25 protein-coding genes are annotated in these 22,196 nt (G+C 70.1%); 13 read left to right on the top strand and 12 right to left on the bottom strand.

Translation table 11 applies throughout. The annotated features are described in order from the left end of the window. Positions 1-19: 19 nt before the first annotated feature. The gene (locus BWI15_RS22275; RefSeq protein ID WP_077016408.1) at positions 20-550 is read right to left on the bottom strand and encodes a YbhB/YbcL family Raf kinase inhibitor-like protein; all 531 of its coding nucleotides are present in this window, start codon (positions 548-550) and stop codon (positions 20-22) included. A 148-nt stretch (positions 551-698) separates the two neighbouring features. On the opposite strand from BWI15_RS22275, the gene cobT reads away from it, so the two are divergent. From cobT to BWI15_RS22245, 6 genes are all read left to right on the top strand, one after another. Then, a complete protein-coding gene (gene cobT / locus BWI15_RS22270; RefSeq protein ID WP_077016407.1) occupies positions 699-1,757 on the top strand; it encodes a nicotinate-nucleotide--dimethylbenzimidazole phosphoribosyltransferase in 1,059 nt (352 codons plus the stop codon). Beyond that, complete coding sequence (cobA, locus tag BWI15_RS22265) at positions 1,754-2,974, top strand: uroporphyrinogen-III C-methyltransferase (RefSeq protein WP_077016406.1); 1,221 nt, start codon at positions 1,754-1,756, stop codon at positions 2,972-2,974. Before cobT ends, cobA begins: the two co-directional genes overlap by 4 nt. A 49-nt stretch (positions 2,975-3,023) precedes the next feature. Next, positions 3,024-3,836 carry a TrmH family RNA methyltransferase gene (locus tag BWI15_RS22260; protein WP_143465849.1) on the top strand — a complete coding sequence of 271 codons (813 nt, stop codon included), beginning with the start codon at positions 3,024-3,026 and terminating at the stop codon, positions 3,834-3,836. A 2-nt stretch (positions 3,837-3,838) separates the two neighbouring features. Next, positions 3,839-4,369: a GNAT family N-acetyltransferase gene (locus BWI15_RS22255; protein WP_077016405.1), complete on the top strand. Its 531-nt coding sequence runs from the start codon at positions 3,839-3,841 to the stop codon at positions 4,367-4,369. Positions 4,370-4,379: 10 nt separating this feature from the next. Then, on the top strand, positions 4,380-5,183 hold the full coding sequence (locus BWI15_RS22250; RefSeq protein ID WP_202817710.1) for a helix-turn-helix transcriptional regulator: 804 nt from the start codon (positions 4,380-4,382) through the stop codon (positions 5,181-5,183). Between the two features lie 99 nt (positions 5,184-5,282). After that, positions 5,283-6,122, top strand: a complete 840-nt coding sequence (locus BWI15_RS22245; protein WP_077016403.1) for an MBL fold metallo-hydrolase — start codon at positions 5,283-5,285, stop codon at positions 6,120-6,122. On the opposite strand, the gene BWI15_RS22240 is transcribed toward BWI15_RS22245, so the two are convergent. Beyond that, positions 6,106-7,149 (bottom strand): LacI family DNA-binding transcriptional regulator, encoded by a 1,044-nt coding sequence (locus BWI15_RS22240; protein WP_077016402.1) that lies wholly within the window; start codon positions 7,147-7,149, stop codon positions 6,106-6,108. The two genes, BWI15_RS22245 and BWI15_RS22240, sit on opposite strands and share 17 nt — an antisense overlap. A 90-nt stretch (positions 7,150-7,239) precedes the next feature. Here BWI15_RS22240 and BWI15_RS22235 point away from each other — a divergent pair, with 90 nt between their 5' ends. Next, entirely contained in the window at positions 7,240-7,944 is a 705-nt protein-coding gene (locus tag BWI15_RS22235; RefSeq protein ID WP_077016401.1) for a hypothetical protein, read from the top strand. Here the strand turns inward: BWI15_RS22235 and BWI15_RS22230 are convergent. Both BWI15_RS22230 and BWI15_RS22225 read right to left on the bottom strand, forming a co-directional pair. Then, a complete protein-coding gene (locus BWI15_RS22230; RefSeq protein WP_077016400.1) occupies positions 7,941-8,432 on the bottom strand; it encodes a hypothetical protein in 492 nt (163 codons plus the stop codon). The genes BWI15_RS22235 and BWI15_RS22230 overlap by 4 nt on opposite strands. Positions 8,433-8,528: 96 nt before the next feature. Next, complete coding sequence (locus BWI15_RS22225; RefSeq protein ID WP_202817709.1) at positions 8,529-8,948, bottom strand: MarR family winged helix-turn-helix transcriptional regulator; 420 nt, start codon at positions 8,946-8,948, stop codon at positions 8,529-8,531. Positions 8,949-9,029: 81 nt separating this feature from the next. Between BWI15_RS22225 and BWI15_RS22220 the strand changes: the two genes are divergently transcribed. Next, the gene (locus BWI15_RS22220; RefSeq protein ID WP_193432181.1) at positions 9,030-9,950 is read left to right on the top strand and encodes a slipin family protein; all 921 of its coding nucleotides are present in this window, start codon (positions 9,030-9,032) and stop codon (positions 9,948-9,950) included. Positions 9,951-9,995: 45 nt separating this feature from the next. Here the strand turns inward: BWI15_RS22220 and def are convergent, their stop codons facing one another. Both def and BWI15_RS22210 read right to left on the bottom strand, forming a co-directional pair. Beyond that, complete coding sequence (gene def / locus BWI15_RS22215) at positions 9,996-10,601, bottom strand: peptide deformylase (RefSeq protein ID WP_077016399.1); 606 nt, start codon at positions 10,599-10,601, stop codon at positions 9,996-9,998. Positions 10,602-10,703: 102 nt separating this feature from the next. Next, positions 10,704-11,522 (bottom strand): LLM class F420-dependent oxidoreductase, encoded by an 819-nt coding sequence (locus BWI15_RS22210; protein ID WP_077016398.1) that lies wholly within the window; start codon positions 11,520-11,522, stop codon positions 10,704-10,706. Positions 11,523-11,589: 67 nt separating this feature from the next. On the opposite strand from BWI15_RS22210, the gene BWI15_RS22205 reads away from it, so the two are divergent. Continuing rightward, on the top strand, positions 11,590-12,966 hold the full coding sequence (locus BWI15_RS22205; RefSeq protein WP_077016397.1) for an AAA family ATPase: 1,377 nt from the start codon (positions 11,590-11,592) through the stop codon (positions 12,964-12,966). Between the two features lie 30 nt (positions 12,967-12,996). Here BWI15_RS22205 and BWI15_RS22200 read toward each other — a convergent pair whose 3' ends face one another. Continuing rightward, positions 12,997-13,335 (bottom strand): winged helix-turn-helix transcriptional regulator, encoded by a 339-nt coding sequence (locus BWI15_RS22200; RefSeq protein ID WP_083750936.1) that lies wholly within the window; start codon positions 13,333-13,335, stop codon positions 12,997-12,999. 85 nt (positions 13,336-13,420) lie between these two features. Between BWI15_RS22200 and BWI15_RS22195 the strand changes: the two genes are divergently transcribed. Next, positions 13,421-14,059, top strand: a complete 639-nt coding sequence (locus BWI15_RS22195; protein ID WP_077016395.1) for an NADPH-dependent F420 reductase — start codon at positions 13,421-13,423, stop codon at positions 14,057-14,059. A gap of 11 nt (positions 14,060-14,070) precedes the next feature. After that, positions 14,071-15,051: an SMP-30/gluconolactonase/LRE family protein gene (locus BWI15_RS22190; protein ID WP_083750935.1), complete on the top strand. Its 981-nt coding sequence runs from the start codon at positions 14,071-14,073 to the stop codon at positions 15,049-15,051. Positions 15,052-15,171: 120 nt separating this feature from the next. Here the strand turns inward: BWI15_RS22190 and BWI15_RS22185 are convergent, their stop codons facing one another. Then, positions 15,172-16,950, bottom strand: coding sequence for a BCCT family transporter (locus BWI15_RS22185; RefSeq protein WP_077016394.1), 1,779 nt, complete (start codon positions 16,948-16,950; stop codon positions 15,172-15,174). Positions 16,951-17,092: 142 nt separating this feature from the next. On the opposite strand from BWI15_RS22185, the gene BWI15_RS22180 reads away from it, so the two are divergent. Continuing rightward, positions 17,093-17,959: an LLM class flavin-dependent oxidoreductase gene (locus BWI15_RS22180; protein WP_077016393.1), complete on the top strand. Its 867-nt coding sequence runs from the start codon at positions 17,093-17,095 to the stop codon at positions 17,957-17,959. Here BWI15_RS22180 and BWI15_RS22175 read toward each other — a convergent pair. Beyond that, on the bottom strand, positions 17,931-18,422 hold the full coding sequence (locus BWI15_RS22175) for a DUF6328 family protein (RefSeq protein ID WP_077016392.1): 492 nt from the start codon (positions 18,420-18,422) through the stop codon (positions 17,931-17,933). The two genes, BWI15_RS22180 and BWI15_RS22175, sit on opposite strands and share 29 nt — an antisense overlap. Before the next feature lie 152 nt (positions 18,423-18,574). Continuing rightward, complete coding sequence (locus BWI15_RS22170; RefSeq protein WP_012921273.1) at positions 18,575-18,778, bottom strand: cold-shock protein; 204 nt, start codon at positions 18,776-18,778, stop codon at positions 18,575-18,577. 483 nt (positions 18,779-19,261) lie between these two features. Here BWI15_RS22170 and BWI15_RS22165 point away from each other — a divergent pair, with 483 nt between their 5' ends. Next, positions 19,262-19,573, top strand: coding sequence for a protealysin inhibitor emfourin (locus tag BWI15_RS22165; RefSeq protein ID WP_077016391.1), 312 nt, complete (start codon positions 19,262-19,264; stop codon positions 19,571-19,573). A gap of 18 nt (positions 19,574-19,591) precedes the next feature. On the opposite strand, the gene BWI15_RS22160 is transcribed toward BWI15_RS22165, so the two are convergent. After that, positions 19,592-21,217 carry a beta-N-acetylhexosaminidase gene (locus BWI15_RS22160; protein WP_077016390.1) on the bottom strand — a complete coding sequence of 542 codons (1,626 nt, stop codon included), beginning with the start codon at positions 21,215-21,217 and terminating at the stop codon, positions 19,592-19,594. 57 nt (positions 21,218-21,274) lie between these two features. After that, positions 21,275-22,045 (bottom strand): fructosamine kinase family protein, encoded by a 771-nt coding sequence (locus BWI15_RS22155; RefSeq protein WP_077016389.1) that lies wholly within the window; start codon positions 22,043-22,045, stop codon positions 21,275-21,277. Between the last annotated feature and the right edge of the window lie 151 nt (positions 22,046-22,196).

Raw genomic sequence — 22,196 nt, 5'->3', positions numbered from 1 at the left:
CTCCCCGCCGTACAGGGTGTCACTCGGCCGTCTGGAACACCGGTGTGGCGATCGCGCGGGCCAGGGTGTGGAAGGCCAGGTTGAAGCTGACCACCGCGGCGCTGGCCTCCTCGTCGACGTCCAGCTTCTCGACGTCGAGCGCGTGCACGACGAAGTAGTAGCGGTGCGCCGGGTCGCCGGCCGGCGGGGCCGCGCCGCCGTAGTTCTTCGTGCCGTAGTCGTTGCGGACGTGGAACGCGCCGTTCGACAGCCGCTCCGTCGCGCCGGCATCAGCGGGCAGCTCGGTGACGTCGGCGGGCAGGTTGACCAGCACCCAGTGCCAGAACCCGGACGGGGTCGGCGCGTCGGGGTCGTAGCAGGTCACCACGAAACCCTTGGTCTCCTCCGGGAACCCGGACCAGCTGAGCTGCGGCGACGTGTTGCCACCGGCAAAGACCTGCGCGTCGGCGAGCGGCTCGCCGTCGGTGAAGTCGGTACTGGTGACAGTGAAGGAGCCCACCGCGGGCAGCTTCTCGTACGGGTCCTGCGCGACCGGCCGTTCGAGCGACATCTGTGATCCTCCCGGGATCTCGCGACATGTGGTGATTCCGACATTACTGTCCATCTGTCGCGCACTCCGGGCGGGGCACGGGGGCGGAGATGCGAAGATCAGGGCTGGCCGTGTCCAGACGGCCGGACGACGAACTGGAGGAGCTGCGGTGGAGGAGTACCTGGCCCGGATCGGCCCGGCCGACGAGACGGCGATGGCGGCCGCCACGCAGCGTCAGCAGCTGCTCACCAAACCGGCCGGTTCACTCGGCGTACTGGAGGAGCTGTCCGTGCGCGTGGCGGGCATGGCAGGGGCGCGCACCGGGGCACCGGCGGTTCCGGCTCCGGCCGTGGTGACGGTGTTCGCGGCCGACCACGGAGTGCACGCTCAGGGGGTTTCCCCCTGGCCGCAGGAGGTGACCGCCGCGATGCTCGCGAACTTCGCCGCCGGCGGCGCCGCCGTGAACGCGTTCGCCGCCAACAACCGGGTCGATGTCCGCGTGGTGGACGTCGGCGTCGCGACCGACGTGGACGACCTGGACATCGTGCACGCCAAGGTCCGCCCCGGCACCCGCGACCTGTCGGTCGGTGCCGCACTGACCGCCGAGGAGGTGCTGGCCGCCGTCTCGGTCGGCTTCGAGCTCGCCGACCAGCTCGTCGCCGACGGTTACCGCTGCCTGCTCACCGGCGACATGGGCATCGCGAACACCACCGCCTCGGCCGCCCTGATCGCCACCTTCACCGGTACGACGGCCGGCCAGGTCACCGGCCGCGGTACCGGCATCGACGACGCCACCCTGGCGCACAAGACGGCCGTGGTCGAGGCCGCCCTCGCCCTGCACGAGGTCCCCGCCACCGAACCGCTGAGCGCCCTCGCGGCGTACGGCGGCCTCGAGCACGCGGCCCTCACCGGCTACATCCTCGGCGCGGCCGCCAACAAGGTCCCGGTCATCCTGGACGGCGTCATCGCCGGCGCCGCGGCGCTGGTCGCCCAGGCGCTGCACCCGTCGACCATCGACTACTGCGTCGCGGGGCACCGCTCCGCCGAGCCCGGCCACGCCGTCGCGCTGAAGACCCTCGGCCTCCAGCCGCTGGTCGACCTGGATCTGCGCCTGGGCGAAGGCACCGGCGCCGTACTGGCGTATCCGATTCTCACCTGCGCCGTCCGGGCCCTGTCGGAGATGGCGACTTTCGAGTCGGCCGGGATCACTGCTGGGGAGGACGCGTGACCGAGCCTTCGCCGTACTTGTCGGGCCTGGTGCTGACCGGGCGCCGGGTCGTGGTCGTCGGTGGCGGCGGTGTCGCTCAGCGGCGGCTGCCGCGCCTGCTCGAGACCGGCGCCCAGATCGACGTGATCTCGCCCGCGATCACCCCGACGATCGAGGGTCTGCTGACCAACCCCGACCTGCGCTGGGTCGAGCGCGGCTACACGCCCGGTGACCTGGAGGGCGCCTGGTACGTCGTGGTCGCGACCGACGACGCCGAGGTCAACGACCAGGTCTCGGCCGAGGCCGAGGAGCGGCGGATCTTCTGCGTCCGCTCCGACGACCGGTCCCGCGCCACCGCCTGGACGCCCGCGTCCGGGCAGCACGATCACGTCACCATCGGCGTGCTCGGGGCCGGTGACCATCGCCGGTCGGCCGCCGTACGGGACGCGATCCTGGAGGAGCTGCGCACCGGCGCGCTCGGCGCGCGGGACTCGCTCGACAAGCAACCCGGCGTCTACCTCGTCGGCGGGGGACCGGGCGATCCCGACCTGATCACCGTTCGCGGCCGCCGTCTGCTCGCCGAGGCCGACGTCGTTGTTGCCGATCGCCTCGCGCCGCAGCAGCTGCTCGACGAGTTGCACCCTGAGGTCGAGCTGATCGACGCCGCCAAGCTGCCGCGCGGCCGCTCGGCGCAGCAGGAGGAGATCAACCGGATCCTCGTCGACCGGGCTCTGGCCGGCAAGCTCGTCGTACGGCTGAAGGGCGGCGATCCGTACGTGTTCGGCCGCGGCTTCGAGGAGGCCATCGCCTGCGCCGAGGCCGGGGTCACCTGGACCGTGGTTCCTGGCATCACCAGCTCGATCTCGGTGCCCGCCGTGTCCGGTATCCCGGTGACCCATCGCGGCGTGACCCACGAGTTCACCGTCGTCTCGGGCCACATCCCGCCGGACCACCCGGACTCGCTGATCAACTGGGCGGCGTTGGCGCAGCTGACCGGCACGCTGGTTCTGCTGATGGCTGTCGAGAACCTGCCGAAGATCACCGCCACGCTGATGGAACACGGCCGTCCGGCGGCGACGCCCGCCGCGGTGATTGCCGACGGCACCCTGCCGGGTCAGCGGATGGTCACGGCCGACCTGGCCACGATCGCCGAGACCGCCCAGTCGGCCGGGTTGGGCGCGCCCGCGATCGTTGTCATCGGTGACGTCGTCGACGTCGCAGCGCAGGTACGCCGGTGAGCCGCATCGGCCGTCCCGGCGTACCGGCCGCGTGGGAGGGATCTGGGTGGTGCGGGTGATCGTCGACATCACCGACGCCGACGACCCGCGGCTCGCGGACTACGTGCAGCTGCGGGAGGTGAACCTGCGCCGGCTGCTCGAGGAGGAGCACGGCCTGTTCATCGCCGAAGGCGACAAGGTGATCCGCCGGGCCGCCGACGCCGGCTACGCGCCGCGCTCCTTCCTGCTCGCCCCGCGCTGGCTGGAAACCCTCGCCGACGTGGTGGAGAAGTGGCCGGAGGCACCCGTTTACCTCGTCTCCGAGGAACTCGCCGAGCGTGTCACCGGCTTCCACGTGCACCGCGGCGCCCTCGCGTCGTACAAGCGCCGGCCGCCCGCTGACCTCGACACCCTTCTGACCGGCGTCCAGCACGGCCGGATCGCGATCTTCGACGACATCGTCGACCACACCAACGTCGGCGCCGGCTTCCGCGCCGCCGCCGCGATGGGCGTCGACGCGGTCCTTGTCACGCCGACCTGCGCCGACCCGCTCTACCGCCGCTCGGTCAAGGTCTCCATGGGCACCGTCTTCCAGGTCCCGTGGACGCGCCTGACGTCGTGGCCCGGCGATCTCGCCAAGCTGAAGCAGCACGGCTTCGTCACCGCCGCCTTCGCCCTCACCGACGACTCCATCACCCTCGACGCCCTCACCGCCCGCCGCGACGAGAAACTCGCCCTGATCTTCGGCACCGAAGGCCACGGCCTCAAACCGCACGTGCTCGCGGAGTCCGACCTGATCGTGCGCATCCCGATGTCCGGCGGCGTCGACTCCCTCAACGTGGCGTCCTCGGCCGCCGTGGCGTTCTACGCGACCCGGCCCTGACCATGCGAACGACCGAACGCCTGCTGCTCAGACCTTTCCAGGCGTCCGATCTGGACCCTTGGGCCGCGCTGAACAGCGACCCCGAGGTGATGCGCTTTCTCGGTGGCGAACCGCTCACCCGCGCCGCCTCCGACCTGATCGCCGAGCAGGTCAACGCCCAGTACGCCGCCCACGGCTTCGGGTTCCTGGCGATCGAACGCCGGTCCGACGGCGCCTTCGTCGGAGCCTGCGGTCTGAGCCGGGAACAGTGGTATCCCGACGAACTCCAGCTCGGCTGGCGCCTGGCCCGCGAACACTGGGGCCACGGATACGCCACCGAGGCGGCGGCCTCCTGGCTCACTCACGCCTTCCTCGACCTCGATCTGCCCCGAGTCATCGCCGTCACGGACACACCGAATCTGCGCAGCATCGCCGTGATGCGACGCCTCGGCATGAGCTTCGACCACACCGCGGAGCTCGAGGAGGACGGTGTGAAGTTCGACGCGACGATCTACTCCCTCACAGCAGCCGCTTGGCGCGACGCGGCCCGGTAGCTTGGAAGTCGTGAGCAACGGCGAGCTCGGGGAGTTTCTGCGGGCGCAGCGGGCGCGGGTGGATCCCGCGGCGGTGGGGTTGCCGGGCGGTGGGGACCGGCGGGTCGCCGGGTTGCGGCGGGAAGAGGTCGCCGTGCTGGCGGTGGTCAGCGCGGACTACTACACCCGCCTCGAGCAAGGCCGCGAGCGGAACCCCTCGCCGCAGGTGTTGAACGGCATCGCTCACGCGTTCCGGCTCGACGCCGATGCCCGCAGCCACCTCTTCCGGCTCGCCGGGCTGACGCCCGCGCCGGCGTTGGGGGCGGCGCGCGACAGCGTGCATCCGGCGTTGCTCCAGCTGCTCGACAACTTCCCGACGGCCGCGGCGTACGTGCTCGACCCGGCGTACGAGATCCTCGCGGCGAACCGGGTCGCCGAGGCGCTGCTCGCGCCGTTCGGGATGACGAACATGCTGCGGATGATGTTCCAGCACCCGAAGGCCGGCGACATCTTCGGCGACTGGACCGCCGTCGCGACCCGCGCGGTGCACGCCGTACGACTGAACGCCGGGACCTTCCCGGACGACCCGGGGATCCGCACGCTGGTCGACGAGCTGCTCGCCACGTCGCCGGACTTCGCGACGATCTGGTCCGACCAGACCGCGCGGGGGTTCAGCCGGGCGTACAAGATCTTCTTCCACCCTCGCGCCGGGCGGATCGAGCTCACGTATCAGACCTTCGACGTCCGGGCCGCTGCTGGACTGCAGCTCCTGGTCGGCACCGCCGAGCCGGGCAGCCCGAGCGCGGCCGCGTTGGAGTTGCTCGCGACTTCGTAGGAGCCGGACACCTAGGAAGTCCCGCCCTTCTGAGCGCCCGCCGAGCGCGGGACCGTGGTGAGTGCGGCAACCGCGCCGCTCGACTCGAGGAACGCGAGCATGCTCACTTACACCACGTACATCGCACCGTCGAAACCAGTCGTCTCATCCGACTTGCCGCCGGGGGAGACCCGCCGGATGTGGTCGCCGACGAGCGCGACGCTGATCACGGGCGACCGCGACGCTGTTCTGGTCGACGCCCTGATGACCCGGTCCGAGGGGCAGGACCTGGCCGGCTGGATCGCTGCCAAGGGCAAGGAACTGACCACGATCTTCATCACCCACGGGCACGGCGACCACTTCTTCGGCGTACCGGAGATCCTCGCGCGATTCCCGTCCGCCGAGGTCGTCGCGACACCGGCCGTAGTCGAGGCCATGCGTGGCCAGCTCACCGCGCGCTGGCTCGACGACTACTGGCTCCCACGCTTCCCCGGCCAGCTCACCGACCACCCGGTCGTCGCCGAACCGCTCGAAGGCACGCTCGTCCTCGAAGGCGAGGAACTCACCACCCTCGACCTCGGCCACACCGACACCGACAGCACCACCGGCCTGTACGTCGAGTCGATCGGCCTCGTCGTCGCCGGTGATTCGGTCTACGACAACATCCACCCCTATCTCGCCGAGTCCGGCAACGACGGCCTCGAGCACTGGCTGGCCGCGCTCGACACCCTGGAAGCCCTGAACCCGAAAGCAGTTGTCGCCGGCCACAAACCGTTCGACGGCGACGACAGCCCGCGCTGGATCAGCGAGACCCGCCGCTACCTGCAGGACTTCGCCGCCATCGTCGAGCGCACCCACACCACCGAGGAGCTCTACGCTGCCGTCGTCGAGGCCTACCCGGACCGCGGCAACCGAGGCGTCTTGTGGAACTCGGCTCGCGCGCTCAAACCCCTGGCCTGATGGGGGGAGTGCTGTCCCGCAGCACCGGGTACGCGGGCGCCGTACGACGTACCAGGTCCGGGTCGTGGGTTGTCGCCCGGTACACGGCCTCCTCCGCGACCGCGGCCAGGTCGACGTGGACCGTGGTCAGCTTCGGTACGACGTCGCGCAGGGTGCTGATGTCGTCGAAGCCGGCCACGCCGACGTCTTCGGGGATGCGCAGGCCGCGCTCGCGGAGACCCGCCAGCGCGCCGAGCGCCATGTCGTCGGTGACGGCGAACACCAGCTGCAGGTCGCGGAGCTCGTCGTCGGTCAGGGACAAGATGTAGTCGCGGGCCCCGACCCAACTGAACTCGGGGTGATGCACCCGCGCGTCGCCCGCACCCGACTCGATCAGCCCCTGCACGAAACCATCGACCCGGCGCTGCATCGAGAGCAGGGGAGTGGCGCTTCCGAGCACCAGGCAACGGTGGTAGCCGAGTCGCGCAACCTCACGGGCCAGCTGTCGCGCGCCTTCGTGATTGTCGAAGTCGACGGTCTCGAAGGGCAGATCGTTGCGGCTGATCAGTACGACGCGCCCGCCGGTCTCCTCGTAGCGGCGCAGCTCGTCGATCAGGTCCTGCTCCGACGGCGGGTCGACGTACCCGGTGCCGGCCAGGATGATCGCCCGCGGCTGTTGCCCGCGGAGCTCGCGGACCAGGTCGAGCTCGCGCTCGGCGTGCCGCTCGGTGACGGCGATCGACACGTGCAGTCCGATCGCCTCGGCCTGCTTCATGATCTCGGCGGCCATCGCGGAGAAGTAGGGGTCGGCGATCAGGCTGATCACCAGCGCGACCGTGCGCGACGTACCGCGGGCCATCGCCTGGGCCGGCAGGTTCGGGGTGTAGCCGAGCTGACGAGCCGCCGCGAGGACCCGTTCGCGATAGCTCTCGGCGACCTTGCGCGCGCTGCCGTTCAGCACCCGCGAGGCCGTCGGCTGGGACACGCCCGCGTGCCGCGCGACGTCGTCGAGCGTGACCGGGCGCTTGGCCCCTGGTTCGCTCGGCATGGACGGCACCCGGGCAGCTTAGCGACGAAAACCGGTGGACGGGGATGGTGAGATGGGGATCGGCACCGACCACCTCGAGGAGAGCACACCGTGAGACCGGACGACGCCGACGCCTACCGCGAAACGCTCGCGCTGATCGGGCCGGACGCCGATCACCGCGACATCGAGCGAGCGCTTCTCGCCGCCGGCTGGACGCCGTGCGGCGCTGGTGACTGGGCCATCGCGCTGCGCTCCCCGGACGGCACTGCCGCGGCGCGGATCAGCCCGTTCGATCCCACCGGGCCGTACACCGCGGCGCTCTACCGAGAAGCCGCCCACACCTGGCAGGTCCCGTTGCTGTTCGCCCATCGCCGCCTCACCGGGGGTGGCGACTTCCAGTTGATGGAGTGGCTCAACCCGGTCCCCGCGGCTGAGGCGACCGCGTTCCACCAGGCGATCACCACGCGAGCCCCGCACGTCGCCGAACTCGTCGACGTCGTACGCCGCATCCACGACCAGGCCCTGCGCGAGCTGCCCTGGTGCGGCCCGCTCGACACCAACCCGTCCAACGTGATGCGCACCACCGACGGCCGACTGGTCGCCGCCGACCTCTTCTACGCCGACGGCCCCAACCTCTACGCGACCGCCGCCAACAACCCCGACCTCGTCGCCGCCAAGATCCCGGAGTCCGAGCGCCGCTTCATCGCCGAAATCCCCCTGGCCGCCTCAGGCCCGTGGCCGCCGGGCGCCCAAGATTCCCTCCGAGCAGGCCTGGCCGCAGCCGACGCCCGAGCCCAGCACGCAAGAGTCAACTAGCCGGGCTCCGGCCGGTCGTCACCGAGCGGCGCGACACCGATCGGGTCCGGCAGCACCCGCACCCACCCCGGCCGCACCGCCTCGATCTCCGCCGCGAAGTCCGCGTCCTGCCGATCCAGCCCGACCACCAAGAAACCAGTCTCGCCGTCGAGCCCGGTGACGCTGATCTGCGCACGCCCCGGTCCCTCGGCGCGCATCGCTCGTACGATCTCCCGCAGCCGCTCGACCTCCGCCGGGTTTGGCATCCACCGGCGTACGCGCAGATGCTCCGGCCGGGCCATCACCTCGACCAGTTGCTCGCGCGTACGCCGTACGGCCGAGTGGTCGCGCAACCAGACGACCAGCAGGACGTGCCCGACGTTCGAGTCGTACTCGTCGCGATCGACCACCGCCTCGGCGCCGAGCTCGGGGTGTGCCGCCGCCCATCGCTGGATCACCGGCAGGTCGAGCTCGAGCGTTGCCCGCTCGTAGGCCGTGAGTTCTCGCATCGCGACCGCCTACCGACCGACGGCGGTCGCGACAGCACCAGGTACGTCGTTCACCGAAGTCCTCCAGGCGCACTAGTTGCTATGGGCAAAGGATGTTCAGGACGGTTCACTCCAGTGTGGCAGGGCCAACGCCTCCTCCATCCGGCGTAGCTCGTCGCGGTGCAGGGAACTGAGGCGGGCCAACGCGTCCTGACCGTCCTCCGTCAGCTCGACGCGGACCGATCGCGCGTCTTCGGGGTGGGGGAGGCGTTGAACCAACCCCTGGGACTGAGCGCGGTTCACCAGCTCGCCGGCGCTGTGGTGGCGGAGCTGGAGACGCTCGGCGACCTCGCTCATCGTCGCCCACTCGCGGCCCGGAAACCCCTTCAGCGCGAGCAGAAGCTGGTACTGCTGCGGTGTCAGCCCGTGACCGCGCACGGTCTGCTCGCTGAACCGCAGGTAGCGCCGGATTCCGAAGCGGAACCGGGCCAGTGCCTCGAAATCCGCCTTCGTCAACGGCTTGCTGTCGGCCTGCACAACCATCCTCCTTCGGTCGCCGTCCACCGGCGCCACCGCGACTATATCGTGTTACGATATAACGGCGGGATCGGAGGAGACATGGTGTTCCTGATCGTGATGCTCGCCGTCGTGGCCGCAGTACTGGTCGGAGCGGCGCTGTCCGTGCGCGTGGTCAAGCAGTTCGAGCGCGGGGTGGTCTACCGGTTCGGACGCGTACTGCCGGAGGTCCGCGGACCGGGGCTGGCGATGCTGGTCCCGTTCGTCGACCGGCTGCAGAAGGTCAACATGCAGATCATCACGATGCCGGTCCCGGCCCAGGACGGCATCACCCGCGACAACGTGACGGTGCGCGTCGACGCGGTCGTCTACTTCAGCGTGGTCGACCCGGTGCGAGCGGCGGTCGACGTGCAGGACTACACCTCCGCGATCGGTCAGGTCGCGCAGACCTCGCTGCGCTCGATCATCGGCAAGAGCGACCTGGACGACCTGCTGTCCAACCGCGAACGCCTCAACCAGGGCATGGAGCTGATGATCGACAGCCCCGCGCTGGACTGGGGCGTGCACATCGAACGCGTCGAGATCAAGGACGTCGCGCTGCCGGAGACGATGAAGCGCTCGATGTCGCGCCAGGCCGAGGCCGAGCGCGAACGCCGGGCCCGGATCATCACCGCCGACGGCGAACTGCAGGCCTCGGAGAAGCTCGGCCAGGCCGCCGAGGTGATGGCCGAGCACCCCGCCGCGCTCCAGCTCCGCCTGCTGCAGACCGTCGTCGAGGTCGCCGCCGAGAAGAACTCGACGCTCGTCCTGCCCTTCCCGGTCGAGCTGCTGCGCTTCCTGGAACGCTCGACACCCACCGAGGCGCCGTCCAAGGCGACAGCGAAAGCCGACGAGCCCGAGCCGTCCGAGCAACCCCAGCCCGAACTGCCCCAGCAACCCAAGCCCCCAGAACTCGCCCAGCCGGCCACTACCCCGGCCTCCCTCAACCCGACCAGGACCCCCGAAGCCCTGACCGGCAAGTGACGTGTCGGGCCGTCACCCGCGCTGAGCGAGTCAGGCCGACGGCAACTACTCGCTGACCGGCTGGCCCTCGTGCTGCTCGACGTTCAGCATCGGGGAGACCGGCCAGTCCGCCGGGTAGTCAGGGGCGAGCTCCTCGGCCTCGGCGAACAGGCGGCGCTTGTACTTCCGCGACAGCCGGTCGCCGAACACCATGCCCTGCGTGTGGTCGGTCTCGTGCTGCAGGCAGCGCGCGAGCAGTCCGTCGCCCTCGTACGACACCGGCTCGCCGTGCTGGTCGACGCCGGTCACCCGCGCGAAGTCCGGGCGGGCGCACTTGGTGAACGCGCCGGGCAGCGACAGGCAGCCCTCTTCGCCCTCGTCCAGCCGGCGGTCCTTGCCCTCGGGCAGTTCGAGCTTCGGGTTGCAGACGACCCCCTGGTGGCGGACGCCGTTCTTGTCCGGGCAGTCGAACACGAACAGCTGCAGGTCGACGCCCACCTGGTTCGCGGCCAGCCCGACGCCCTCGGCCGCGTTCATCGTCGCGACCATGTCGGCGACCAGCTTCTGCAGTTCGTCGCCGAAGTCGGTGACCGGCTTGTTCAGCCGGTGCATCACGTCCTCGCCCCACCGCGTGATGGGCAGCACCGAACCGTTCGTAGGCAGCGTAGGCATGCCGGAAATCCTAGCGAAGCCCCGGCCGAGCCCGCCCAGGGTGGCCCCCGGCAAAGGCAAGGTGCCCGTGCTCACGCTGCGAGCACGGGCACCACGGTCGGATCAGGCCTTGGCGTTGACCTCGTCGCGCCAGGCCAGCCAGTCGCGGACCAGGCCGAGGTCGTAGTCCGGGCCGGAGGTGCTCAGCGTGAACAGCCGGGTGCCGACGTCGAGCATCGCCTTGCCGACCTCCTCGGGGCTCTTGTCGCCGACCGCCGCGGACCGCTCGATCTCGCCCGGGTCGCGGCCGATCGTCGCGCAGTGGCCGTCCAGTACGGCGTGCTTGTGCGCGATCGTCTCGGCGTCGCCGAAGCCGTGCCAGATGTTGGCGTGCTGGGCGACCAGCTTCAGGGTCTTCTTCTCGCCACCGCCGCCGATCAGCACCGGGATGTCCCGGGTCGGCTTGGGGTTCAGCTTGGCCCAGCGCTGCTCGATCCGCGGCAGCGCCTCACCGAGCGCGTCGAGCCGCCCGCCCGCCGTACCGAACGGGTAGCCGTACTCGTCGTAGTCCTTCTCGAACCAGCCGGAGCCGATGCCGAAGATCAGCCGGCCCTCGCTGATGTGGTCGACCGTGCGGGCCATGTCGGCCAGCAGGTCGGGGTTGCGGTAGGAGTTGCAGGTCACCAGCGCGCCGAACTCGATCCGCTCGGTCGCCTCCGCCCAGGCGGCCAGCATCGTCCAGGCCTCGAAGTGCAGTCCTTCGGGCTCACCGGACAGCGGGTAGAAGTGGTCCCAGTTGAACACCACGTCGACGCCGAGTTCCTCCACCTTGGCGACGGTGCGGCGGATGTCGGCGTACTGCGCGTGCTGGGGCTGGATCTGAACACCGATGCGAACCGGGAAGGCGGCGTACGGGCGCTCGGTGGACTCAGTCGATGTCATAGTGAGAATCCTATAGGGCGTATCGGAGGACCCCTCCGCTACATCCGCGATCCCGGCTGGGGGCGTCATGACGGAGCAGGACGAGGTCGCGGAGTTCGCCCGGCTGTTCCGGGCGTTCCTGGAACGGATGCACCAGACGCCGACCGGGATCGCCCGGGAGAACCTGCGCGACCGGCTGCGCGCCCATCTGGAGGTCGAGCCCGCGGACTTGCCGGTGATCGCGGCGACCTTCCCGCCGTTCGAGCTGCCGAACGTGCAGCTGGCGCTGGAGAGCTGGTTCGACAGCGCGGAGGTGATCGGTCTGGCCGGCAGCGACCGCGGTCACCACTCGCTCGGCGAGCTGCTCGAACTGGCGGCCGGTCACGGCCGGTTCGCGATCGGCGCGGTCGACTACCAGCGGGTCGCGGTCGATGTCGGCGTCGAGATGGACTGTGTCGCCTTCGGCTTCTACCTCGGCCGGCGCGGTGAGGACCGGTACGCAGCGTTGCTGCGGGCCGCGAACCCGCAGTTCGGGCGGATCACGGTGCAGCTCGAGGTGCTGGCCACGTCGAAGGACGCGGGGGAGCGGCTGCTGCGGGCGCTGCCAGACCTGATCCGCGAGCACAACGTGTTCCGCGGCAAGGTGGTGTCGTTCGAGCCGCACGACTTCGGCCACGGGGTCGGGCCGTTCCGGTTGCACCCGCGGCCGGGGATCGCGCGCGACGACGTGGTGCTGCCGGACGGCGTACTGGAGCGGGTCGAGCGTGAAGTGATCGGTGTCGCCGAGCATCGGGAGGCGCTGCTGCGGAGCGGCCAGCATCTGCGCCGCGGCGTCCTGCTGTACGGACCTCCGGGCACAGGCAAGACGCACACCGTGCGGTACCTGCTGTCGCGACTGCCGGAGTTCACCGTCGTGCTGCTGGCCGGCATGAGCATCCGGTACGTCGGTGAGGCGTGCGCGCTGGCCCGGAAATTGCAGCCGGCGCTCGTCGTCCTGGAGGACTGCGACCTGATCGCCGAGTCGCGGGACCACCTCCACGGCAGCGAGAACCCGTTGTTGTTCCAGGTGCTGAACGAGATGGACGGCCTGGCCGAGGACGCCGACGTGGCGTTCCTGCTGACCACCAACCGCGCCGACATCCTCGAACCGGCGCTGGCCGAACGCCCCGGCCGGGTCGACCTCGCGGTGGAGGTCCCGCTGCCCGACGCGGCCGGTCGAGCCCGTCTGCTCACGCTCTACGGCCCGACCCTCGACCTGAGCCCGGCGGTGATCGACCGGATCGTCGCCGAGACCGAAGGCACCACGGCCTCCTTCGCCAAGGAGCTGGTACGACGGGCCGTCCTGCTCGCCGCCGAAGCCGGCGCGACTCCCGGCGACCAGCACCTACAAGCCGCAGCCGCCGAACTGCTGTCCGCCCGCGACACCCTGACCCGCCGCCTCCTCGGTACGTCCGATCCGCGATAGTTGCGGCCCGCCACGACCGGGGACCAGCGGTCAGGCCGGCTCCTGCGCGTCCAGGACCGTCGACGCGTGCTTGGCAGCCCAGTCGCCCAGGGCCTCGATCGGGACGAGCAGGTCGCGACCGGCCTCGGTGAGCGAGTACTCGACCCGTGGCGGTGCTTCGGCGTAGCGGCGGCGTTCGACGATGCCGTTGTGCTCGAGGCGGCGCAGCGTTTCGGTGAGCACCTTCTGGCTGATGCCGCCGATCTTGCGGCGCAGGTCGCCCGGGCGGGCCGGGCCTTTGGACAGCGAGTAGATGACCACCATCGGCCAGGTCCCGCTGATCAGGTCGGCGGCGACCCGGGCCTGGCAGTCCGCGTAGAACGTCGTCACCGGTCCAGTGTGCACTCCGCGAAAGGCACCAGCAGGTGCGTTTCGTCCCGGCTAGCGTCACGGCCTCGACCATGAAGGAGGCAGCATGCGAATCGGAATCCTCGGCAACGGCCTGATGGCCGAAGCCCTCGGCGGGCAGTGGGCGAAGGCCGGCCACGAGATCTTCGTCGGCGGCCGATCGCCGCAGCGAGCCCGGAAGCTCGCCGAGCAGCTCAGCCGCGCGTCACGCGGCACGCAGCCGGCGCCGCGGGGCGGCACGTTGCAGGAGGCCGCGCAGTTCGGCCCGGTCGTCCTGCTCGCCGTACCGGCCGAGGCCGCGATCGCGACGGTCCAGGCCGTCGACCTGCGTGGCCGCACCCTGATCGACTGTACGAACGCGATCACCCATCCCGGCGTCGTGCTCGCCGTCGACGCGATGGCCGAGACGATCAGCCGCTACGCCGACCAGGCGCGCGTCGTGAAGGCGTTCAACCTGGCCGCCGACAGCGTCTGGCGCCGAGCGCCGCAACCCGGTCAGCGGCTCGGCGTGCCGATCTGCGGCGACGACCGGGAGGCCCTCGATCAGGTCGCCGTACTGGTCCGCGATCTCGGGTGTGAGCCCATCCACGCCGGCGGCCTGCAGCGCGCTCGGTTGCTGGAGGCAACGGCCGCGTTCGCGATCGGCGTCTGGGCCGGTGGCGGGGACACGCGCGAGTTGTTCCCACCGAGGGACCAAGCCTTCTAGGCTCAGGTCCCATGAAGTCGCGTATCGAGCCGGTTCGCTGGACACCGCCGCCCTCGCCCCCGATCCGGCAGCCCAAGCATCTGGCGGTCGAGGTCGTCGCGATGCCGGGGGAGGGGCCCGAGGACACGCTGATCGACGAGGACGGCAGCGTGCTGACCGGCCTGCTCGACGGGCGGATCCTGCGGATCAGCGCCGACGGCCGGACGATCACCACACTGGCCGACACGGGTGGACGCCCGCTCGGGCTGGAGTGGCTCGCCGACGGCGAGGTGCTGATCTGCGACGCGAACCGCGGCCTGCTCACCATGGATCGCGACGGCCGGGTGACGACGCTGCTCGGGGAGGTCGACGGCCGGCCGATGCGGTTCTGCAACAACGCCGACGTCGCCGACGACGGCACGATCTACTTCACCGACTCCTCGACCCGCTTCGGCGTCGACGAGTGGATGGCCGACCTGCTCGAGCACACGACGACCGGCAGCGTCTACCGCCTGCGCCCGGACGGCGAACTCACGCGCCTCGCGACCGGACGGGCGTTCCCGAACGGCGTGGCGCTCAGCGGCGACCAGCAGACGCTGTTCTACGCCGAGACCGCCGGGTACGGACTCTTCAAGCTCGACCTGACCACCGACGGCGCCGAACCCGAGCTGGTCACCCCGATCCCGGGACTGCCGGACAACATCTCCCGCGGCTCCGACGGGCTGATCTGGGTCGCGATCGGTTCACCGCGCAACACCGTGCTCGACGTGCTGCTGCCCAAGCCGCCGGTCCTGCGCAAGATCGTCTGGGCCCTGCCCGACGCGTTGAAGCCGAAACCGGCCGACATCATCGAGATCCAGGCGTACGACGACGCCGGTCGCCTGGTGCACGACCTGCGAGGCACGCACCCGAAGTTCCACATGCCCACCGGTGTTCGCGAGCGCGACGGCAGGGTCTGGCTGAGCAGCATCGGCACCAGCACCCTGGCGCACTTCCCGACTCCCACCCGCTGATGGTCCGGGGCGAGCCCCGGACCATCAGTCAGCCGATCTGCCAGGGGCGCTTCGACAGCCCTGTACCAAAAGGGTTCACCTCTCGGAAGTCGTACCACTTCCAAGTAGTTGAGCCCTCATCTATTCCTGGGGTGCGCCTTTCGGCGCCGGTACGGCGTCCTGCGGCTGCGGCGACTCCGGGACATCGGGATGCTTGTCGTGCCCGTTGCCGGTGACGACCAGCGCGAAGTCGTCGCCGTGCGCGCTCACGCCCTCGATCACCGCGTTCTCCACCGCTTCGGTGCCGATCTCGCGGCGCAGCATCAACGGATCGGTGCGCAGGTCCTTGGCCAGCGCGACCGCCAGCCCGACCATCACCAGCGCGAACGGCAGCGCGGCCACGATCGTCAGGTTCTGCAGGCCCTGCAGCGCTTCGGCGCCGCCACCGCCGGCCAGCAGCATCACCGCCGCGACCGCACCGGTCAGCACACCCCAGAAGATCACGGTCGGCTTCTTCGGCGCGATCGCGCCCCGCTCGGACAGCGTGCCCATCACGATCGACGCGGCGTCCGCGCCGGACACGAAAAAGATCGCCACCAGCACGACGACCAGGATCGTGGTCACCGACGCGAGCGGGAGCTGGTCCAGCAGCCCGAACAGCTGACCCTCCGACGTCGACTGGCCGGCGATGTCCACGCCGTTGCGCTGGGTGTCGATCGCGGCGCCGCCGAACACGCAGAACCAGACCAGGCTGACCATCGACGGAACCAGCAGCACGCCGGTGACGAACTGCCGGATCGTCCGGCCGCGGCTGATCCGGGCGATGAACATGCCGACGAACGGCGTCCAGGAGATCCACCAGGCCCAGTAGAAGACGGTCCAGCCCGACAGCCACTTGGCCATCGCGTCGCCGCCGCTGGCCTCGGTCCGGGCGGCCATCGAGGCCAGGTCGCGGAAGTAGTCGCCGATCGCGGTCGGCACCAGGTTGAGGATCAGCACGGTCGGGCCGACCACGAACACGAACACGGCCAGCACGACCGCGAGCACCATGTTGATGTTCGACAGCCACTGGATGCCCTTGGCAACACCGGAGACGGCCGAGGCGACGAAGGCCGCGGTCAGGATCGCGATCACGCCGACCAGGACGCCGTTGCCGGTCTGGTCCATCCAGCCGAGGATCCGCACGCCGGACCCGATCTGCAACGCACCCAGTCCGAGCGACGCGGCCGAGCCGAACAGCGTCGCGAAGATCGCCAGGCTGTCGATCGTCTTGCCGATCGGTCCCTCGGTCCGCCGGCCGAGCAGCGGTGCGAACGCCGAGCTGATCAGCTGCGAGCGGCCGCGCCGAAAGGTGCCGTAGGCAATCGCAATGCCGACGACGGCGTAGATCGCCCACGGGTGCAGGGTCCAGTGGAACAACGTGGTCGCCATCGCCGTCTCCAGCGCCTGCGACGATCCGGCCTCGACGGTGCCCGGTGGGGGAGCGGTGAAGTGCGACAGCGGTTCGCTGACGCCGTAGAACATCAGGCCGATGCCCATCCCGGCGCTGAACATCATCGCGACCCACGACACCGTGCGGAACTCGGGCTGCTCGTCGTCGGCACCGAGCGGGATTCGTCCGTACCGGCCGGCGGCCAGCCACAGCACGAAGACGACAAAACCCGACGCCAGCAGCACGAACAGCCAGCCGGTGTTGGTCTCGACCCAGCTCAGCGCGCTGTCGGACGCCGTACCGAGGCTGCCGGAGTCGGCGAAGCCCCAGACGACGAAGGCCACGGCGATGACCGCGGTCACACCGAAGACGACGCGGTCCAGTCCTGAGCCGTGACTTCGGCTGCCAGGTGGTGGCGGGGTTGCCAGTGCAGGGTGCTCGTTCTCGTGGTCGGGGAACACGTGCTGACCGTCGATGTCGATCGCCACTGGTGATACACGCCTCGCTGCGGCGCGCCTCCTTTTCGAAGTGTCGGGGGAACTGCCTTACGACCGTGCCGAAGATCGGGGCGAAATGCAACTATCGTGTGGCCCCCGCCACAGCGTGCCGCCGAGGTCTAGTCTGCGCAGCATGCGATTCGGAATCACGATCCTGCCGGAGTACCGCTGGAGCGAGGCGGCGCCGAAGTGGCGCGCGGCCGAGGAGCTCGGCTTCGACCACGTGTGGACCTACGACCACCTGACCTGGAGCGGACTCCAGGACTCACCCTGGTACGGCACCACGCCGACCCTGACCGCGGCCGCGCTCGTCACGTCGACGGTGAAGCTGGGCACGTTCGTCACCTCGCCGAACTTCCGTCACCCGCTGACGCTGACCCGCGACATCCTCGCCCTGGACGACATCTCGAACGGGCGCTTGCTGTGTGGCATCGGATCCGGCGGCGGCATCGACTCGACGATCCTCGGCGGACCCGACCTGAGCCCGCGCCAGAAGGTCGACCGGCTGACCGAGTTCACCGAGCTGCTCGACAAGCTGCTGACCACCGACCGTGTCGACCACCGGGGCGAGTACTTCGAGACCCGCAACGGCCGGACGCTGCCTGGTTGCGTGCAGCAACCCCGTGTGCCGTTCGTGATGGCGGCCAACGGCCCGAGGTCACTGCGCCTGGCCACCCGGTACGGCGCCGGCTGGGTGACCACCGGCGGCAAGGCCGACGACCTGGACAGCTGGTTCGCCACGGTCGCCGACCTGAGCCACCGCCTGGACGACGTACTGGAGGAGGGGCGGTCGTTCGACCGGTACCTGTCGCTGGACTCGAAGCAGTACGCGCTGAGCAGCGCCGACGCCTTCGAGGACGTCGTCGGCCGCGCCGCGGCGCTCGGTTTCACCGACGTGATCACCCACTGGCCACGCGCCGAGGGGGTCTACGCCGGCAGCGAAGCGGTGCTGGAGAAGGTGGCGACCGAGGTCATTCCTCGTCTTCGCGTTGCGACCTGACGTAGGCGGGCAGCGCGTACCAGAACAGGACGAAGAGAACGAAGACGACCGCGACGGTGATGATCGCGGTGGTCCGGTGCAGGACGACGTCGAGGGCGAGCAGGACGCCGCCGCTCATCGCGAGGATCAGGAAAGCCATGCCGGCGCTGGCCAGGTGGTGGGCCATCGGGACCAGCCGGTCGCGCAGCCGTTGCTGGAAGACCATCCGGTGGAACGACACCGGGGCGAGGAAGAGGCAGACGCTGAGGGCGCAGGCGATCAGCGTGACGGCGAAGACGCCGTGGGTGAACTCGTCGGAGTCCTGGAACCGGACCTGGAAGGCGATGCTGAGCAGGAACGCGAAAAGGATCTGCGTGCCGGTCTGGGCCAGTCGCAGTTCCTGCAGCAACTCGTTCCAGTGCCGGTCGAGACGCTCGCCCTCGGTCTCGTGCTCACGGCTGTAGTTGCCGTTCTGCTCGGTCATCAGTCTCCTCGGTTCGCTGTGGCCGACCTGGTACCCCGAACCATGCTCGCGGCAATCGGTGCGGTGACCGGCCGGCAACGGCGAACGGGCCGCCCACCCGAAGGTGGACGGCCCGTTCGTCTCGTGCTGGAAGGGTCGAGCTGATCCGGGGATCAGATCGGACGGATGTTCTCCGCCTGCAGGCCCTTCTGGCCCTGGGTGATCTCGAACTCGACGCGCTGGTTCTCGTCCAGCGAGCGGAAGCCCGAGGTCTGGATGGCCGAGTAGTGCGCGAACACGTCCGCGCCACCGTCATCCGGGGTGATGAAGCCGAAGCCCTTGTCAGCGTTGAACCACTTGACAGTACCGACAGCCATTTGTGTCTATCTCCTTGATGGCTTGTAACAAACCGTGACCCACACCTCATGAGCCACGTGTCGCCGAAAGGCCCCAGACGACAAAACCGGCCATGCAGCACAGCGAAAGTCAATGGGAGTCCAAAACTGCAACGCGACAACTGTAGCCGATCTGGGGCTTGGTGGAAGGGGTGACCACGAACACGTGTCGCATAAAGTTGCCGCCTGCCACGCTGCGTGACCGGGTCCTGACGGCCCGACAACGCGCCCGGCGGGCCGTCGTCGGAGCGTGCGGAGACAACGAAACCCCCGGCGACCTGCTGATTCGTCCCGGCGCCCGGAGCTGCGAGCCTTTCGGTCCGGCGACAAGGTCGGACATCGCGTCCTGTACGCCGGGTGATGGCCTTCGCGGCAGGTTCGAATTCGTCGGCGTGTCGCGCGGACCTGGACAGAATCCGATGGCTCCGGGAAGGTTTGGGCAGACCACGACCCGGGGAGTATTCGGTGTTTCTCAAAGTCAGCCGCAGCGGCGGTTTCGCCGGATTGCGGACCAGTGGCGAACTGGACACCTCCGCCGAGCCGGACGCCGACCGGTTGGAGGCTGTCGCCGGACGGCTGACCGAGCGGCCGCCGGGCACGGGCCGCCCGCAGCCCGACCGTTACGTGTACCGGCTGGAGCTCGCCGACGGCGACCGACTGGCCGCTGTGGTCGTCGCCGAGCAGGACCTGGACCAGGACGCGGCCTGGCTGCTCGATCGCGTTCTCGGGAACGGACAGGGCCCCGGAGAGAGCGGTCTCCGGGGCCCTGGTCAGTAGTTCAGGCGAATCAGCAGGTCACCGCCAGGCGATCTCCGGCGCGCGGTAGAAGTTCACGCTGAGCGCGTCCCAGCGCGAGCCCTGACCGGCCAGCCGGTCGGCGTACGTCGTCCAGTCGAGCGCGGACGCCGGGGACCAGCCCAGCTCGGCGATGCCCGGCAGCCGCGGGAACGCCATGAACTCGAGCTTGTCCAGGTCGTCCAGCGTCTCGGTCCACAGCGGCGCCTCGACGCCGGCGATCGCGCTCTCCGGCAGGTTCGGGATCAGCGTCGACGGGTTCCAGTCGTACGACTTCTGCACGCTGACCAGCCCGGCCCAGCTCAGCCCGTACGGCGTACTGGCGTTGTACTTCATGTCCAGGTAGGCCCGGTTGGCCGGGGACAGCACCACCTGGGCGCCCTGGGCCGCGGCCTTGCGGGCCAGCTCGCGGGAGCGGGCGTCGTCGGTTCCCCAGTACTGCGCGATGCTGCCGGCCGGGAGCGGTGTCTCGGCGATCTCCTGCCAGCCCATCACCCGCTTGCCCTGCTGGGTGACCAGCGCGGCCGCCTTCGGCACGAAGGTCAGGTAGTCGGAGTGCGGAGTGGAGTGCGCCTCGTCGCCGCCGAGGTGCAGGACGTCACCGGGGTTCTGTTCGGCCACCTCGCGGAACACGTCGCCGAGGAAGTCGTAGGTGAGGTTTTTGCCGACGCACAGCGAGCTGAAGCCGACGCTGGTGCCGGTGTAGAGCGGGGGAGCGACGCCGTCGCAGTTCAGCTCGGCGTACGACGCCAGGGCCGCGTTGGTGTGACCGGGGGTGTCGATCTCGGGGATGACCTGCATGAAGTGGTCGGCGGCGTACCGGACGAGCTCGGCGTACTCGGCCTTGCTGTAGGAGCCACCGGGCGTTCCTCCGACCTCCAGGCTGCCGCCGTACGTCGTGAGGCGCGGCCAGCTGTCGACCTGGATCCGCCAGCCCTGGTCGTCGGACAGGTGCAGGTGCAGCTTGTTGAGCTTGTAGAGCGAGGCCAGGTCGATGTAGCGCTTCACCTCCGCGACCGAGAAGAAGTGCCGCGACACGTCGAGCATGGCGCCGCGGTAGCCGTAGCGGGGCGAGTCGGCGATCGCCGTACCGCTGATGCGCCACGGTCCGGCCTGGCGGGTCTTGGCCTCGGCCTTGGCGGGCAGCAGCTGCCGCAGCGTGGTCACGCCGCGGAACAGGCCTTCCGGCGTGGCCGCGACGATGCTCAGGGCCGAGCGGTCGGCGCGCAGTTGGTAGCCCTCCGCGCCGAGCGACGCCGGGCCGTTCGTGGACAGCTTCACGTCGACCAGGCCGGGCAGGGCCGGAATCACCCGGAGGGGGTAGCCGGTGGAACGGCGAAGCTGCCCGGCGAGCCCGTCGGCGACCTTGCGAGCCGCGCGGCTCTCCTTGGCGCTCGACTCGACGCCGATCAGGCTCCAGGGCTGCAGCGTGAAGGTCTGGCCGGGCAGGGCCTGCTGGTTGGCGGGCTTGGGGATCAAGGCCGGAGCGGTGCTCGCAGCAGGCTGCTGCTGTTCCGCGGGCTCGGCGGCGGCTGGAGAAGTGGCGAGGAGTGGAGACGCCAGCAGGGCGGCTGCGGCGAGACCGGCCAGGACGACCTGACGACGGGGGCGGGCGAGTCGTGTCATGACCGGAAGTGTTCGTCCGCTCACAGCCCGAGTCAAGATTTCGGACGACTGTCTTCTTTAGTAGTGGTGCGCGACGGCCAGCGCACGGGGTGCGTAGGCGGCGCCGAACATCACCAGGTGGGTCAGCAGGGGGTGCAGCCGGTGCAGGGCGACGCGCTCGCGCCAGCCGTCGGAGAGCGGGTGCGCCTCGTCGTAGGCGCGCAGCACCCGCTCCAGCTGCGGCATGCCGAACAGGCCGAGCATGGCCAGATCCGTCTCCCGGTGGCCACCGTGCGCGGCCGGGTCGATCAGGTGCACGCCGTCCGGGCACCAGACGACGTTGCCGGACCACAGGTCGCCGTGCAGCCGGCTGGGCCGCTCCGCCGGGTCGTCGTACGCGCCGCCCTCCAGCTTGTGGCAGAGCCGCTCGAACACCTTCAGGTGATGACTGTCGATCGTGCCCGCGTCGTACGCCGCGCGCAGGTACGGGCGGAGCCGCAGGTTGGCGTAGAACGCGCCCCACGCGTCGAGCGGCTCCAGGCTGTGCGGCAGTTCGATGGTGCCGATGAAGCCGTCGGTCGGCCAGCCGTCCGGCGGTACGCCGTACCAGCGGGCGCCGGCGTCGTGCGTGACGGCCAGCAGCCGGCCGAACTCGTCGGCTGCTGCACCTGTCGGCGGCACGGTGTCCAGGTGCGGAGTGGTCAGGCTGGTGGGGGTGACGTCGAGCGGCTGGGCCACGGGGACGCCACCGGGTACGGCCAGCCACCGCAGTCCGGCGGCCTCGACCTCGAAGAATCCCGGCGGAGCGTCGAGCCGGTGCTTCACGAACGCGGCGGGCGGCACGGTCATGGGCGCACTCTGCCAGGTTCGTCTCCCGCGTCGCGAGTGCGGATCAGCCTGACGTGGAAACCATCCGTGTCGAAAGGTGCGCACAGGGCGGTGGACCTGTCATGGTTGGCCGGGCCTTCTGACCAGGACGGGCCCAACTCCTGACAAGGAA

Origin of the sequence: Kribbella sp. ALI-6-A (genome assembly GCF_001984195.1) — a bacterium.
Taxonomy (GTDB): Bacteria; Actinomycetota; Actinomycetes; order Propionibacteriales; family Kribbellaceae; genus Kribbella.
Note: the sequence above shows the minus strand (reverse complement) of the source record. Positions and strands in the feature narration are given on the sequence as shown.